Genomic DNA, 16,280 nt, shown 5'->3' with positions numbered 1-16,280 from the left:
AATTTAGATGTAATCTCAGAAACCCAGTAAAATCAAGGCTTACACCCTTGACATCAAACATACTGTCTCCACATGATAGGTTTGTGGAAACATATCCACAGGTTGAATTTCCTCTACAGAATAGCCATGTTTCGTTAAATATCTGAGGTCACGTTCCTGAGTGATAGGATTGCAAGATATATATATTATTTTCTTGGGCTCCAAATGAACTAGAGAAGACAAAAACTTTTCATCGCTGCCGCTTCTTGGAGGATCCATAAACACAGTATCTATGCTTTGCTTTTTCTTTGCTAGCTCAACCATAAACTTACCAGCGTCCTCATTATAAAAGTGAACATTGTTTATTTTATTTCGTTTAGCATTTTTTATTGCATCTTTTACTGCATCTTTATTTAGCTCCACGCCAATAACATTTTTTGCTTTATGACTTACAATAAGCGAAATTGTTCCGATACCACAATAGGCATCTAGGACTATTTCATTGCTAGTTAGCTTTGCCATATCAATGGCTTTATTGTACAAAACTTCAGTTTGTATAGGGTTTATTTGATAAAAGGATTTAGGTGAAATTTGAAATATACAACCACATAAGGTATCTTCGATGTATCCCTTTCCAAATAGCACCTTTTCTGTCTCTCCAAGCACAACACTAGTTTTGCGGTTATTCACATTCATAACAACAGTAGTGATTTCAGGATGCTTCTTTAGCAATTCATTAACAAAATTATTTTTTCCAGGAAACACTTGGGATGAAACTACAAGCACCACCATAACCTGCTTGCTGACAAATCCTGTTTTTACTAGTACATGACGAAGAAAGCCCTGTCCTGTATCTTCATTATAGGGCTTTAGCTTAAAAGACTTCATAAGTTCACGAATAGATTCAGTAATTTCATCTGCAGGTTTATGTTGAATAATACACTCCTTAACAGCGGTGACATGATGCGTGTTTTCCTCATAAATTCCTGATACAATGTCACCTTTTTTATCATAAGCTACCGCAGCATGAACCTTATTACGATAAAAATACGGATCCTTCATTGTAAGGATTTCATTAACCTTTTTATATTTCTTCATCAATTTTAAGATGCTATTTTGCTTGAAGTTTCCCTGTGCTTCATAGGATAAATGCTGAAGTTGACATCCTCCGCATTGATTAAAATATTTACATTTCGGTATAACCCTATCTTTTGACTTTTCCTGAATTCTAACTACCTTAGCACTTATAAAATTTCTTTTTTCGGTGACTTCAACCACAGCAGTCTCTCCATCAATCAAATAGGGCACATGAACCTCTTTTCCTTTTATTTTTACAATTCCTTTTCCTTCTTCGTCCATGCCAACGCATTTTACTTTTATTTGTTCGTTTTTCATCTCTTCACCTTTTCTTAAATAATTAGACTCAATTAAAACACTATGCATTTCTGCTTTACTTATATTATAGACCTCTTTGCTAGACCCAAAGCATTAATTCAGTATAATATTAGCACAATTGTGTTACAACATAAAGTTTATTGTTAATAAGAAAAAGTGCTAACCTTATATATGATTAGCACCTTTGCCATACTCAATATTATTTATACACACCATAATCTATTTCATCTTCGCCCTTTGCAACAATTAACGCTGTAAGGGTATCTGAGTCTACATTTAGAATTGTTCTAAGCATTCCCACGAACCATTCTACTCCTGCAAAAACCGCAATGGCATCTATAGGAAGCCCCATTTGAGGTACGATTATAGCAAGGGATACAAGTCCTGCACCTGGAACTACAGCATTAGCCAGTGAAACTAAGGTTGCTAAGGCTGCAATGTATAAATACTGCGCTCCTGAATAATTAACACCATAAATTTGTGCTATAGTTACAATTGTAAAAGCCATATGCATAGCTGATCCATTACTATTAAGAGTCATTCCAAGGGGCAATACAATCTTTGTAACCTTTTCGCTTATGCCTAGTTTTTCTTTAGCGTCTTTCATCTCCGTAGGCAAAGTCACAGCAGAGGAAGTGGTGGCTAGAGCCATTAATGACATTTCTGTCATCCCCTTTATGAGCTTTACTATATTAACTTTGCAATACAGCGAAACTATTATAAAAAATACTATAAGATATGTGAAGGTAGCAAGTCCATAAACTCCTAAATACTTAGAAAGTGGTAGTATCACTCCTACTCCAACCTTTCCAACGGTGGAAGCTATTAGCGAAAATATACCGATAGGTGCAATCTTCATAATAATAGAAATCATTTTTAATATTATTTTATTAAATTCTATAATGACTTCAAGTAATTTATTGCTTTCATTTTCCATTCTTATATAGCTTAGCGCTACCCCAAATAAAATAGCAAATAATATCACTTGAACTATATTTCCATCTGCCATTGACTTTATTACATTTATAGAGAAAAATCCAAGTACCGTATCGGATGCTGACCCAAGATAGCTTGTGCTAATTTTCCCTCCACTACTTAAAGAACTAAGATCTATACCAAACCCTGGTTTTAAAAGTATTCCAGTTATTATTCCAAAGGCAGCTGCAAAAAACGATGTGAGAAGAAATATGATGATAACTTTAACTCCCTGCCTTCCTAACTCCTTAGGATTAAGGCCTCCTATGGCCTCAATTATTTGTCCCATTACAAGGAGTATAATAGACATTTGAATCAACCTTAGAAAAATATCCCCTAGCAGTTTAATTCCCTCGATTTTTTCTTTTGATATAGTCCCAACTACAACTCCCAGTACCATAGCAATCATTATTTGAACAGTCATATTTACTTTTTTTAACTTCATAATCATCATCTCCTTATGAAAATTAAGTAAAAAGCATTAAAATCTTTTCTTTAATCACTACTTAACTTTCAACACTATTTTCTTAATCACTGTATATAACCCTTGCAATGCCACTTTGTTGTGATAATATAAATGTATCATGATTTGTATTCGTTTTCATTTGCGCAAAGTTCTATATTCTATAATATTTTTTATACCTAAAGGATAAAGGAGTGATAATTTGAATATCAAAGACTTGTTAAAAATTAAATCACTTTATGATTCAAAATTAATTGCAGGAAAAAATGGAATATACAATGAGGTAACAGGTGTGAATGTACTTGAAGCTATAGATATAGAAAACTGGGGAAGAAGCGGAGATGTAATCTTAACTAGTTTTTTTGCATTGCAAAATTTAAGTGATAGTGAATTAGATATGTTTTTTGAAAAGCTTCATCACATAGGAATTAGTGCAATTGTAATTAAAATAGAAAGATTAGTTTATCAAATTCCCAGCAAACTAGTAGAACTTTGTGACAATCACTTAATTCCTCTAATTCAAATAGGTAAGAACGTAAAATATGAATCCATAATTTTAGATATATTAGGACCAATAATAGATAAAAATATAAATTTATTAAATAAATATTATGAAGTCCATAACGAGCTAACCAGTCTTGCACTGAGAATGCCCTCAATAGATGAGATCCTCTATGAATTTAAAAAAATGATACTTCGTGATGTAAGTCTCATTAATTATGTTACTGGAACTGAAACCAGTACCAATCCTGAGCTTTGTCATGTAACAATACTAGATAAAAGTGAAGTATCAAGGGAAAAATACATGAACTTTAACTATAAACGTAATAAAGTAATCTATAATAATACAAATCCAAAGATAGTTGGAAATCAGATTATCGTGGAAATCCCCTTTTTGGGCTTGGATGATTATAATTTAATCATCCACGAACTGCAAGATTCCATTAATTTAGAGGACTTTATGATAATAGAAAATGCAGTGAAATTTATGCAGATGGAACTATTAAAAAAATATGTGATATCTCAAAATCTATTTCAACAAAAAAATGAAATTATCAGCGACTTAATAAATGATAAACTCTACGCAAAAAAAGATATTGATGAAGTGTTAGAATCCCTTAATATTAATAATTACAATTTTTATCAACTTATCATCATAAAACTATATCAGCATGATGAAGATAAAAGCCTTGATAAAAATTTTATGCTCCCTATTCTAAGGCAGATTAGAAATGTATTTAAATTAAGTTTCAAGCATATAGCTTTCCTTGAAAAATCAAATAGAATAGTATTCATACTTAATTTTGACCATAATCAAAATGGATTTACCATGGCTTCTATTGAAAAATTAATGAACCCTTTAGTTGAAAAGAATACCTTTAAAGACTTCTATTACTTAGCAAGCATCAGTTCTAAGGTGAGGAAATATGAAATACCCAAAGCAAATAAAGAAGTTTTAGACACTCAAAAGATTCTGAGATTATTTCATAATTCTAATAAAACCTTGTCTTATGACGATCTTGGAATATATAAGTTATTCTTAGAATCAAATAGTCTAGAAGAACTTCAAAAATTTATTCCTCCTGGAATAAGTAAATTTAGATCAGATTATCCTCAGTTATTTGAAACACTAGAAGTATTTTTAAACTCTAATCAAAGCTATACCCTAACCTCTGAAAAGCTATTTCTTCATCCTAAGACAGTAAGATATAGAATAGAAAAGATAAAAGAGGTGCTGAGCACAGACCTTACAAACCCTGAAGAAATACTTCAAATTCAAGTAACCTCAAGGTTATTTAAACTAATTGAAGGCACAAAATAAAGGATATTTATATTTTGATACAAAAAAGTAGCCTCCAATGAGACTACTTTTTTCTTGCTTATCTATAATTAAAATTTAAACCTAAAACTCATGTATCTATTTACAGTTTGAATAACTATTCCTAAACAGCATACAGCAACCAATGGTCCTATGCCTATTGAAGCTCCCATAACATATCCTGCTATTAAAAATAGCAAATCACTACACATTCTTATTTTTACAAACTTAATATTAAATCTTTCAGATACTCCAAAAGCGAAAGCCTCATAAACACCTTTTCCAAGATTAGCAGAGGTAGTTAATCCTATTCCTACACCAATTAGCAATATTCCAATTACTGATTGCAATATCTTAAAATGTAATTGTACGCTGCTTCCTACAATATTCATAAATATATCCGAGAATATGCTGATAAAAATGGGGCTAATCAATGTTCCAAAACTTATTTGTTTATAATCTATAAATAGAGAAATGGCAAAAAGCACGGCACAAACTATTAGATTAGCTTGGCCTATTGTTATGGGAAGAATATTACATAGACCTTCCCAGAAAAAAGCCATAGGGTCAGCACCTTGACCGCTTTTCACGGAAGTGGCGATGCCTAATCCCATAATTGCTGACCCCATGGTTAGTCAAAATAGTTTTTTAGCTAATATTCTCATTAATTTAGCTCAGGCCAATAGCCTTTGTTTGCCTCAATTAAATCATCTAATAGTTCTTTTGCAACTGTTGCACTTGGCACAGTTTTTGATAATATAAGAGCTTGCCATAACTTTTGATATGATTTCTCTATCCATGCTTCTACTACTAATTTCTCTACAGCTATTTGTTGTTCCATTAATCCCTTTTGAAAGGTAGGAATTTTTCCTACGGATAATGGTTCATATCCATCCTTGCCCACAATACATGGTATTTCAACCATGGCATCCTTTGGGAAATTCTCAATTGCACCATTGTTTTCAACAATAAGAAGCATTCGTTCATGAGTATTAAAGGCTAATGCTGTGGCTAAGTCAACTATGAATTCAGCATGTATACCTACTTCTAAGGGGGAGCCTTTTGAATGTCCATTCTTCTCAATTTCAGCACATGCACTAAATACTTCCTTTTCTCTGCCATCCATAACTTCATTGGCACGGGTATAATTTTTATCTTCATGATCTACTACATAATCTGAAAACAGGTAGTATTTTAAATAACTGCTTGGAATAGTAGTAGGGTCAGTTTTGATAATATTTTTAGTAAATAGGTTTGTCTCAAACCAACTATCTTTTTTATCAGTTTTCATTCCCTCTTCCCCATTTATAAATCCATATTCCTTTATATGTTCTATAATTTTAGGAAGCATTTCATTGCCTTCTTTATCTTTAATCGATGTATACCAACCAAAATGATTCAAGCCATAATAGCGTATGTCCATGTGCTTACGTGATGGAACTCCTGCAATTTTAGCAATGCTATGTTCCATACCGATTGGCATATCGCATATATTTATAATTCTTGAATTTGGACGTAATCTTCTTGTAGCTTCTGCCACAATTGAAGCTGGGTTTGAATAGTTTAACATCCAACAATTTGGAGAATATTTTTCCATGCAATCTATATTTTCAAGAACTCCTGCTATTGAACGCATACCATACGCAATTCCTCCTGGTCCACAGGTTTCTTGTCCAACAACTCCATACTTTAGCGGAATTTTTTCATCTAATTCACGCATAGGCAGCTTTCCAACACGAATATGTGCCAAACAGAAATCTACATCTGTATAGGCTTCCTCTGGATCAGTGGTAGCTAGAAATTCAATTTCTTTCGCTCTCTCCTTTATTAAGATTTCACAAGCTTTTGCTAATTTGTTTTGTCTTTCCTCATCATTATCATATAATTTAATTTTTCTTAGGGGTAACCTATCTAGGTTATCTAATAGCATTAATATTATTTCTGGTGTATATGTACTTCCGCCACCTGCAATAACTACTGAGAACTTTTTCATAATATCTCCTCACTTTCATTAAGTAGGTTATATTATACATATGCACTTTAGATGTTAGAGCAGTTCACCTATATTATAGATTATAGACTTAAACTTAAAGTACCCATTGTTAATATAACTGATTATACTAATTTATATTATAATTAATATTGATCTTTAGAATACACAAATGCATTTTCTACAACATTTTCTGGATCATATTGCTTAAGTATTTCTCTATATCTTTCCTTATAATTATTAGTTACCTCTAATTCTGGACAAACCTTTGCCCCTTCTTCTAGGAAATGCTTTGAACCTCTTCCCATTTGTGCTCCACGCTTTGTGTGCTTATCTAAGCCCACATCCATTATTTCTGGTTTCTTTCCCATGGCAAAACTTTTTATTATTATATTCTTCAAAAGGTCGCTTGAACGATCTTTAGTACTTTCACATAAGACTCTAATTGCATGAATGAAATACATGGGTTGGTCACCATCATTGTATGGGAAATTCTTTCTCATTTCATTTAAAGTATTTATTTGCACTGCTGCATCAAGATTTCCAAAGCCTACATCCTCCACCGAAATAGTCAGTAACCTTCTCCATAGCTTTTCTAGAAGTAAAGGAGAACTTATATATAATTCATAAGCATATCCACAAGCTTCCTCTACCATTGATCTACGAATAGACTTTTGTAAGCAGGAGATCACTTCATCTGCTGCAAGTCCATTTCTAGTTTTAGTTTCTGCAAACATGCTATAAGGTACATTCATACTCATACTAAATCCCTCTTCTTTCTTTATACAATTCTATTAATTCTTCTACTAAAATTTTAATTGTTTCTGCGCTCATTAATTGATCTTCTGCGTGAACAAGAAGCAGACTTACTTGCGGTTCTAAGGTTTGCATCTCATCTAAAAGTACTTTTCCATGGCATTCATGAGCCTTTACAAATTCCTTCGAGCCTTCATTAAGCTTATTTATAGCTTCTTCCTTTCTTCCTTGCTTACACTCTCTTAGCGCCATCAAATAATTTGACTTAGCTAATCCAGCATAAGTTATTATTTCCATTGCTACTTCTGAAATCTTCTCTATATTTACCATAGAATCACTTCTCTTCAAACATCTTCACTGCTTGTTCTAGAGCTTTTGCTCCATCTGCCATGGCATAGGTTCTTGGTTCAACTGCGGCTACTGGAATCCCAAGGATATGTTTAATTTGTTCAACTGCATATATGATTTGTGGTCCAACCATGCACACATCCCATTTTCCTTTTTCAGAGCTAATTCCATTGTTTGATTTTGCCTCAACCACTACATCCATTCCTTTTTGTGCAGCGGCATCTTTAATTTTCTTAACTAATATTGAGCTGGACATTCCAGCGTTACATACAAGTAATATTTTCATAGTATTTCTCCTTCCTAAAGTAGATTTTTCGATAAGTAAATTAACTGTGATAAAAACTCATCTTTCTCTGACACTTCTGCCAATTTATTAAAAGCTTCCTTATTCAATGCTATTTGCTTAAAAAATTGAAATAATGAACTTACATCATCATCAATTTTATTCTCAATAGCTAATAAAAAAATCATTTTAATTTCCTTATCATTATGGATTATAGGTTTTTTCATCAACGCAACGCTTACCGTTGTTTTCAGAGCAAAAGTAGTAAGCGGATGAGGAATCATAAAAGAACTTCCAATAGCAGTTGGATAGTTTTGTTCTCTTTGTAAAACATCCTCAACATATTCCCTGTCATCTTCTATCCTTTCATGCCTCTTTAATTGCCTTCCCATCTCCCCTATGATTTCATCAAAGCTGTAACTTTTATCATATATATTAATAAACTCATTGCTGAACATCTTTTTTATGATACTCTCATATTTGTGACTTATTTTTATTTTATATACCATGTTGTTCACTAGAATTGCATCGTTCTTATCAGGAATTCCTTCAATTACATAGTGTGGTATAGGCAATGTAATATCAATTTGACTTGTAAAGATCATTAAATCTATTTTATTTTCTTTTAAATAATCATCTATAAGATGCATAGGCATGCATTCTACGACCTCAACTTGATTATAAAAATTATTGTGTATCCAATTTTTTATTATGTTTGTAAAACCTAATCTTGAACTGCTAACTATTACTGCTTTTAATTTAGTGTTAACCTTCTCTAGAAAGTATTCAATATAAATGGCTATATAAGAGATTTCATCATCAATGGGATATTTATTCTTGTATTTATAAACAATATGAACCATTAGCATTGCTATTTCATAGGAAAAAGGATATTTCTTTTTCACCTCATTGATAATTGGATTGGTAAGCTGATAATCGTTATCCAACCTTCGAAGCATATACTCAATATGAACTTTCATATTATCAATAAGCTGTTCACTTTCCTTAAGATTTATATTGTAAGTGTTCATAACTTCTCTACAAAATTCACTCATAATTGTGTCTACTAACACGCTGACCTTATCTTTTTTAGTTGAATGTGAAGTAAGCTTAATGGTCCATAAAAAGCTATTTAGGCATCCTAAGTCATTTTCTATTATTTCTAATCCCATTTCCATTAAACTTCTTATTAGTAAAGAAACCTCATCATTTACTGTTTCACCGTAGCTATTTTGTATTCTAAAGCCATACCGATTTCGAATTATCACTATATAAATAGCCCCTACAATCATAGAAAGCGATTGATCATCAATTGTTACCTTTTGTCTGGCAAAATGCTGCTTGATTTTTGAGTTTATAATATTAAACTCTTGTATATCAAAATTATCATTAAGCAGAATCTGCATTTCATTAAGATAACTATAATGATTTATTAACACAAAATTCTTCAGTATCTTAAATAAAAGCTGTCTTATTTCTTCCTCGGATACATCAATCCACACAAAGTCGCTACTAAATTTGATTAAGCTGCAGTTATATTGAGATTTCAAAACTTTTTTCAATTTATTTATTTCCTTATATACTGTTTGCTCTGAAACAAACAACATCTCAGCTAAATCCGCACAATGTTGTTTACCTTCAAATATTACCTTACTCAAAATCCTCAAATGACGATTTTCTTCAGCAGCACAACTATATTCCCTTTCTTCATTTGAATATATCAGCTGCTTTAAAGGCTCTATAGCATCACTCTTAATAAAATATCCAAATTTTTTTGAAGAGCTTATAGTAAGGTTTTCCTTTTTTAAGCTATCATTAATGGCCACTATATCATTGCGTATAGTTCTTACGGAGACCTCCAAATCTTCTGCAATTTTAGTGCCAGTAATTCCTTGTGTATTTTTTAATATTAATTGAAGTATCTTCATCTGTCGTTTTGTATACATGCCTATCACCATCATTCCATGTATATTTTATAAAACGTTTATTGATTTTTTAATTATTAAACATTTTGTTGTTCCTTTTTTAGTTCATCTGCTTCCATTGCTTTAAAGAATGGGTAGTATATAACAGTCATTAAGATTAAGTTAGTGAATACTAATACAACTGCCTTCCAATCTAATGTCATTAAGAATGCTCCAACTCCTGGAGGTAAAAATCCTGGTGGATTTGCTATTGGCATACCAACTAATCCTGAGGTCATTGAGAAATAAGTTAAAGCCGTTACTAATAAGGGTCCAAACACAAAGGGTATAAACATCAATGGATTTAAAATAATAGGTGTTCCAAAGATTACTGGCTCGTTGATTCCAAATAGCGATGGAACAATCGAAACCTTACCTATGGCATTTAAGCTCTTAGCTCTAGATCTCATCATTAATATAACTAATCCTAAGGTTAGTCCTGATCCTGTTACCTGTAAAATGTTGTAATAGAGACCAAATGTGAAAAAGTGAGTAACTTCTCCTCCTGCAGCATAAGCAGCTACATTATCTGCTGCGTACTTTATTGCAAAAGGTGCCCATACTGCTGAAGTAATTGCTGGCCCATGTAATCCAAAGAACCATAATAATTGAGTAAGGAAAATTACAATTAATAATGCTGGTAGTGTGTCCATTGAACTAATAGCAGGGGCTAACAAGCTCATTACTAGCTCGGGAAATACCTTTCCAGAAACATTAATAGAGATTGCTCCAATTACTGTAGCGATTATAGCATTTACAATTAGGGGAAGCAAACTTGAAAAGCTGTCTGCAACCATTATTGGAACGCTATCAGGTAGTTTAACTATCATCTTTTTATTTATCATGAACCTTGTAACTTCTACAGTTAATATTGCTGAAACGATACTTGTAAACAAACCTTCTGCTCCAAGAAATCCATTTCCAATACCCTTTTCAATAATTACACCACTTAATATTAAATGTACAACTATTGAGGTTATTCCTATTTGAGTGGCTTTCATTTCATATTTTTTAGCTAGCGCTTCTGCAATAAAATATGCTGCATATACAGATAAAAAACCATTTGTAAATTTTTCAGGATAAGTAAAGTAACCTGAAATACCTGCAAAAAACTGATGAATTGGACCGCTTTGGAATAAATTCATAAAAGCTATCGGTAATATGCACAATGAACCTATAATTATAATTGGGATAATTGCAATCATACCGTCTTTAATTGCTTGTAAGTGTTTTTGCTGTTCAACCTTATTTGCTATTGGCATAAGCCACTTTGATAAAGATGTTTGTAGCTTTGATGTACTCATAGTTTTCCTCCTTGCAACCGTTTAACAATAAATTAATGTCGACAAATTTATCATTTAAGTTAAGTATAAAAAAATAATGCTTGCTCAGCAAATAATCTTTTTCCTAACACTTAGGAAAAGGTTTAGTTACTAGCCATTATTTTTTATTTATGTGCATATAAAAATTAGAATACCGGATTACTTATAGATAAAAAAATGTTTGTAAAAAGGCTATGAAGTTTAAGCTAAAATAGCTTTCTTCATAGCCTTTAAAATAATGTATGCTTTACTTTATGATATTTCTATCTATTTCTTTTTAGGAATAATCCTACACCGCTTAGGATTGTTAATGCTCCAATTATAATTATTGCTTTATAGTCAAATAAACTACCTGTCTTAGGAAGAAGATCAATTATACTATCTATAAACTTTTCAGCTTCGTTCTTAACAGTAAACTTTTGAGTTTCCGGAGATTTAACTTTAACTTCTAGTTGTCCTTTACCTAGAATATATCCCTTAGGAGCCTTGGTTTCTTTAATTGTGTAATTACCATAATCCACACCATTAAAGGTTACAACTCCATTGTTATCAGAAACTGCTGCAGCTACTTCTTTGCCATCTCTATCATATAAAGTAAACTCTGCTCCTTGAAGCGCTCTTCCATTCATATCAGTCTTATTAATTACAATTACACCCTTAATTCTGTTATTTACTACCTCATAAATGTACAATTCTTCATGTTTATCCACAAATACCTTTATAGCACCTTCTGAAGCTGAATATCCTTCAGGAACTTTTGTTTCTTTTATAGTGTATTCTCCATATGCAAGATCTTCAAATAATAGAACTCCATCTATTCCTGACATAGAAGTTTTAATTACTTTACCTTCTGCATCGTATAATGTAAATTCAGCACCTTTAAGAGGTTTCTTATTTTCATCTAACTTTTTCACTTGAACAGAACCTCTAATTTTTGTATTAGAAATGCTTTCAGGGTTTGCTTTTACTGTAACACCATTTCCAGCTACATTAGCAGTTAATACTTCCTTTGAAAGAACATATCCTGCTGGTGCCTTTGTTTCTTTAATAGTGTACTTACCATACTCTATATTCTTAAACTCTACTTTTCCGCTTTTATCACTTGTAGCTGTAGCTATAGGGTTGTTATAGCTTGTGTCTGTTTCTTTGTAAAGCTTAAATTCCGCTCCTTGCAATGGCTCTTTGTACTCCCCTAATTTAGTAAATTCTATATTTCCTATAATTTTTTTATTGGAAATGCTTTCAGGGTTTGCTTTTACTGTAACACCATTTCCAGTTATATTAGCAGTTAATACCTCAGCTGAAATAAGATATCCTTCTGGTGCTTTTGTTTCTTTAATAGTGTACTTACCATACTCTATATTCTTAAACTCTACTTTTCCGCTTTTATCACTTATAGCTGTAGCTACGGGGTTTCTATAACTCGTATCTGTTTCTCTGTAAAGCTTAAATTCTGCTCCTTGTAATGGCTTTTTGTCTTCCCCCAATTTAGTAAATTCTATACTTCCTGTAATTACATTACTTTCTGTAATTATTCTGTTGGAAATACTTTCAGGATTTGTTTTTACAGTAATACCATTTTGGGTTATATTAGCAGTTAATACTTCATAGGAAAGATAATATCCTGATGGGGCTTTTGTTTCTTTAATATTATACTTACCATACTCTATATTCTTAAACTCTACTTTTCCATTTTTATCACTTATAGCTGTAGCTACAGGGTTGCTATAGCTTGTATCTGTGTCCTTGTAAAGCTTAAACTCTGCTCCTTGTAATAGTTCTTTGTACTCCCCTAATTTAATAAATTCTATATTTCCTCTTATTTTTGTGTTGGAAATACTATATGGATTTGCTGGTACCACTTTTCCGTTTTCAGCAATAGAAGCCTTTAATATTTCACCTGAAGGATTATATCCTTCTGGGGCTTTTGTTTCCTTTATAAAATATTCTCCATATTCTACATTTTTAAATTGTACTTTTCCACTTTCATCACTTATAGCTGTAGCTAATGGATTTGCATAGGTAGTATCTGAAAGCTTATAAAGGGTAAATTCTGCTCCTTTAAGAGGATTATTGTTCTCCCCATTTTTAGCGAATTCAATTTCACCTATAATGCTTTCATTCTTATAATTATAAATTATATTCTTTTCATCTTTAGTATTTTTAAGTTGGAATTTATACAATTCATTACTTAGAACATAGCCTGTAGGAGCAATCTTTTCTCTAACATAGTAATCTATATCAAACTTTAATTTATTGAATATTGCCTCTCCACTTGTCCCCGTTGGATCTGACGTTCTTATAACATTTTGATACCTATCAAGAAGTTCAAATACAGCTCCTTCTAGCTTGATATTCTCATTACTACTGCTAACTTTTATAACCTTAATGCTGCCAGTTTCACCAACTCCACCGCCACCAGCACCTTGGAATATAACATCAACCTTAGTAGAATCTGATGATTCTGTTATTCCTGTTCCCTTAAAAGATATAGAGTTATTAAAAGGTGACTTTTTCTTATCTACCACATCAGTTCTAAAAGTTAAAATATAAGCCTCCTCTGTCATAGAGGGTAATGTAAAGGTAAACTCTCTTGTTGCAGCATTGTATTTTACACTGTTTTGATCTAGAGCAACCTCTTCCCCTTTTTCTAGACTTCCATTTAATTTTAAAGTCTGCTTGTACAATTTTACAGAGGTGGTATCAAGCTCAAGCCCTTCTTGAAGGGTATCTGTTAAAACAGCATCCTTAATTAGTATCTTATTGGAATTAATGGTTACATTCCAATCAATATAAGAATTGCCTCTTGTATAATCAGCTTTTTTATCTATTAAAGTACTTTTTATCTTTCCTGTACCTGTACTTTCTACACCTCCAGGCACTAAATCTGTTATTAACTTTGCAGTATTTTTAATTTCCTTTTCTCCGTTTGTGTTAAATATGGAAGTATCGGTTATTTTAGTTTTAAAAGTTATTACTTGCTCATCTTTAATTTCACTAGGGAAATTATATCTTAAGGTTTTAGTAGCCTCATCATATACGTAATTTGATGTCTCTGCAGCGCTTCCATTAAGCATAACGGAATTTGAAACAAATTCTTGTCCTTCTTTTATAATATCTGTAACATAAGCATTTGGAAGGATCATTTTGTTCTTGTTAACTATAACCCTCCAAGTAATTTCTCTTGTAACATAGTTATAATCCTCGCTAGTCTTATTTATGACTTGGCTCTGAACATTTTGTGTGCCTTGATAGGTAGATTCTTTAATATTACTCCCTGATAGTTTAGCAACGTTATAGTAGTTTGCATTTCTATTTCCTGCATAGACATTAGTGTCTGTTACTTTTGTTCTAAAGGTTATTACATAGGTTTCATTAATATCACCACTAAAGGTATAGGTCAATGTTCCAGCTTTTTGTGTGTCACCATCTGCCGCTTTCACATAGTTAAAGTTTCCTCCAGGAGTATCTTTATCTATCTTAGCAGAACCTTCTACGTATTCTTGTCCTATTCTTATATCATCAGTAACCACTGTATCCTTTATAGCTATCTTATTATTGTTTACAGTAACTTTCCAAGTAATCTCTCCTGTGGCTGCATTGTAGCCTGCTCCTTCTTTATAAATAATGCTAGTAGGCACTCCAACGCCTTTATTGTCTGAAGCATCACCTGGTACCCCATCACCTGTTAGAGTTACTTTATTATTATAGGTTTTTACTGTATTAGAATTAAATGCATCTTCATCAGTTACATCTGTTGAAAACTCAATTTTATGAGGCTCATTGATAGCCGTTGGGAAAGTATAGGTGAATGTTTGTCCATTTAGAGTATAATTATCGTTAGTTGAATTCCCATCTATTTTAACGCTATCTGGTGTGAAAGTTAATCCAGCAGGTATATCGTCTGTAACTACAGCATTAGGAATGCTTTGAGCATTATTGTTTACATAGATAGTCCAATTAATTCTCTTGGCTGCTGCATCATACTTTCCGTCTTTTCTAATAAAATCTGTAACAATCTTAACTGATGCCTCATTTGAAACTACAGTAGTTCCATCATGATTGAATATTGCTTTATTATACTCGTATACTGTAGTTCCTTCTTTTTCAAAAGCCTTAGGATTTATTACTTTAGTCTTGAAGGTAATTATTTGCTCTTTTTCTATTGCAGTTGGAAAATTATAAGTTAATTTTTTACTACTGCCATCATAGTTATATTCTGATGGCTGAGCATTGACTCCATTTATTTTAACAGATCCTGATATAAACTCTTGTCCCTCTGAAATGTTGTCTACAATTTGAGCGTTATTAACCTTAACATTCTCTGGATTTACTATCACCTTCCAAGTGATCTCATTCTTAGAAGAATCATAACTTCCACTCTTCATAACAGAAGCATCAGGGATTGCAGGTTGCTCAAAGTTTACATTAATTATAACCGGTGAAGAGTTACCTCCAATCTCAAATTTGATAGGTATTGGATTAGGTCCACCTATCTTATCAGGATCAAATTGAGTATTTACATAAAAGTACCCTGAAACATTAGAATTGCTTTCGGCAAATTCATTAAAGGTAATATTAACCTTTCCATCAATGCCTATGGTAACATTTGCAATAGTATCACCATTATCAAGGGTAATAGGAAAATCTAGCTTTTTTATTATTTGTATTTCCTTTGGTATCTGCATAGTATAAGTATCACCATTTTTTACTGTTCCCTTGTTTGGTATTGCAAATTTATAGTTTATATTGACTTCAGCATTCTTGCTTATAGGATTTGATGACTCATTTATTGCTTTACCCTTACCATCGGTTAAAGTCACTTCGGTTATAAACGGAAAGCTGTTTGTAATGTCTGCAGATTTAACTGACACAGCAGGGAAAATAGAAAAAAGTTGAAAAAACACAGCAATTAATGCCACAAAAATGGATAATTTCTTCCTTCGTTTAGTTTTGTATATTTTCTTACTCATAAAAAAAACTCCT

The 16,280-nt window shown here is 32.2% G+C and carries 11 protein-coding genes; 1 reads left to right on the top strand and 10 read right to left on the bottom strand.

The features are described from left to right. Nucleotides 1–39: 39 nt before the first annotated feature. Nucleotides 40–1,374: a 23S rRNA (uracil(1939)-C(5))-methyltransferase RlmD gene (gene rlmD, locus BN2665_RS08315; protein WP_242865924.1), complete on the bottom strand. Its 1,335-nt coding sequence runs from the start codon at nucleotides 1,372–1,374 to the stop codon at nucleotides 40–42. Between the two features lie 199 nt (nucleotides 1,375–1,573). Then, nucleotides 1,574–2,794, bottom strand: a complete 1,221-nt coding sequence (locus tag BN2665_RS08310; protein ID WP_055666653.1) for a dicarboxylate/amino acid:cation symporter — start codon at nucleotides 2,792–2,794, stop codon at nucleotides 1,574–1,576. Nucleotides 2,795–3,014: 220 nt separating this feature from the next. Between BN2665_RS08310 and BN2665_RS08305 the strand changes: the two genes are divergently transcribed. Further along, nucleotides 3,015–4,634, top strand: a complete 1,620-nt coding sequence (locus BN2665_RS08305; protein ID WP_055666652.1) for a PucR family transcriptional regulator — start codon at nucleotides 3,015–3,017, stop codon at nucleotides 4,632–4,634. A 68-nt stretch (nucleotides 4,635–4,702) separates the two neighbouring features. Here BN2665_RS08305 and BN2665_RS08300 read toward each other — a convergent pair whose 3' ends face one another. From BN2665_RS08300 to BN2665_RS08265, 8 genes are all read right to left on the bottom strand, one after another. Further along, complete coding sequence (locus BN2665_RS08300; RefSeq protein WP_082435849.1) at nucleotides 4,703–5,260, bottom strand: DUF6198 family protein; 558 nt, start codon at nucleotides 5,258–5,260, stop codon at nucleotides 4,703–4,705. Nucleotides 5,261–5,295: 35 nt separating this feature from the next. Continuing rightward, nucleotides 5,296–6,624 (bottom strand): 6-phospho-alpha-glucosidase, encoded by a 1,329-nt coding sequence (locus BN2665_RS08295; protein WP_055666650.1) that lies wholly within the window; start codon nucleotides 6,622–6,624, stop codon nucleotides 5,296–5,298. 143 nt (nucleotides 6,625–6,767) lie between these two features. Further along, on the bottom strand, nucleotides 6,768–7,382 hold the full coding sequence (locus tag BN2665_RS08290; protein WP_154674900.1) for a hypothetical protein: 615 nt from the start codon (nucleotides 7,380–7,382) through the stop codon (nucleotides 6,768–6,770). Between the two features lies 1 nt (nucleotide 7,383). Next, nucleotides 7,384–7,725: a PTS sugar transporter subunit IIA gene (locus BN2665_RS08285; RefSeq protein ID WP_242865923.1), complete on the bottom strand. Its 342-nt coding sequence runs from the start codon at nucleotides 7,723–7,725 to the stop codon at nucleotides 7,384–7,386. Beyond that, a complete protein-coding gene (locus BN2665_RS08280; protein WP_055666648.1) occupies nucleotides 7,712–8,011 on the bottom strand; it encodes a PTS sugar transporter subunit IIB in 300 nt (99 codons plus the stop codon). Before BN2665_RS08280 ends, BN2665_RS08285 begins: the two co-directional genes overlap by 14 nt. 14 nt (nucleotides 8,012–8,025) lie before the next feature. Continuing rightward, complete coding sequence (locus BN2665_RS08275) at nucleotides 8,026–9,954, bottom strand: BglG family transcription antiterminator (RefSeq protein WP_055666647.1); 1,929 nt, start codon at nucleotides 9,952–9,954, stop codon at nucleotides 8,026–8,028. Between the two features lie 56 nt (nucleotides 9,955–10,010). Next, nucleotides 10,011–11,276 (bottom strand): PTS sugar transporter subunit IIC, encoded by a 1,266-nt coding sequence (locus BN2665_RS08270; protein WP_055666646.1) that lies wholly within the window; start codon nucleotides 11,274–11,276, stop codon nucleotides 10,011–10,013. 281 nt (nucleotides 11,277–11,557) lie between these two features. After that, nucleotides 11,558–16,267 carry a SpaA isopeptide-forming pilin-related protein gene (locus BN2665_RS08265; protein ID WP_055666645.1) on the bottom strand — a complete coding sequence of 1,570 codons (4,710 nt, stop codon included), beginning with the start codon at nucleotides 16,265–16,267 and terminating at the stop codon, nucleotides 11,558–11,560. Between the last annotated feature and the right edge of the window lie 13 nt (nucleotides 16,268–16,280).

Source organism: Desnuesiella massiliensis (assembly GCF_001403615.1).
Taxonomy (GTDB): Bacteria; Bacillota; Clostridia; order Clostridiales; family Clostridiaceae; genus Desnuesiella; species Desnuesiella massiliensis.
This window is presented reverse-complemented; position numbering and strand designations above follow the sequence as displayed.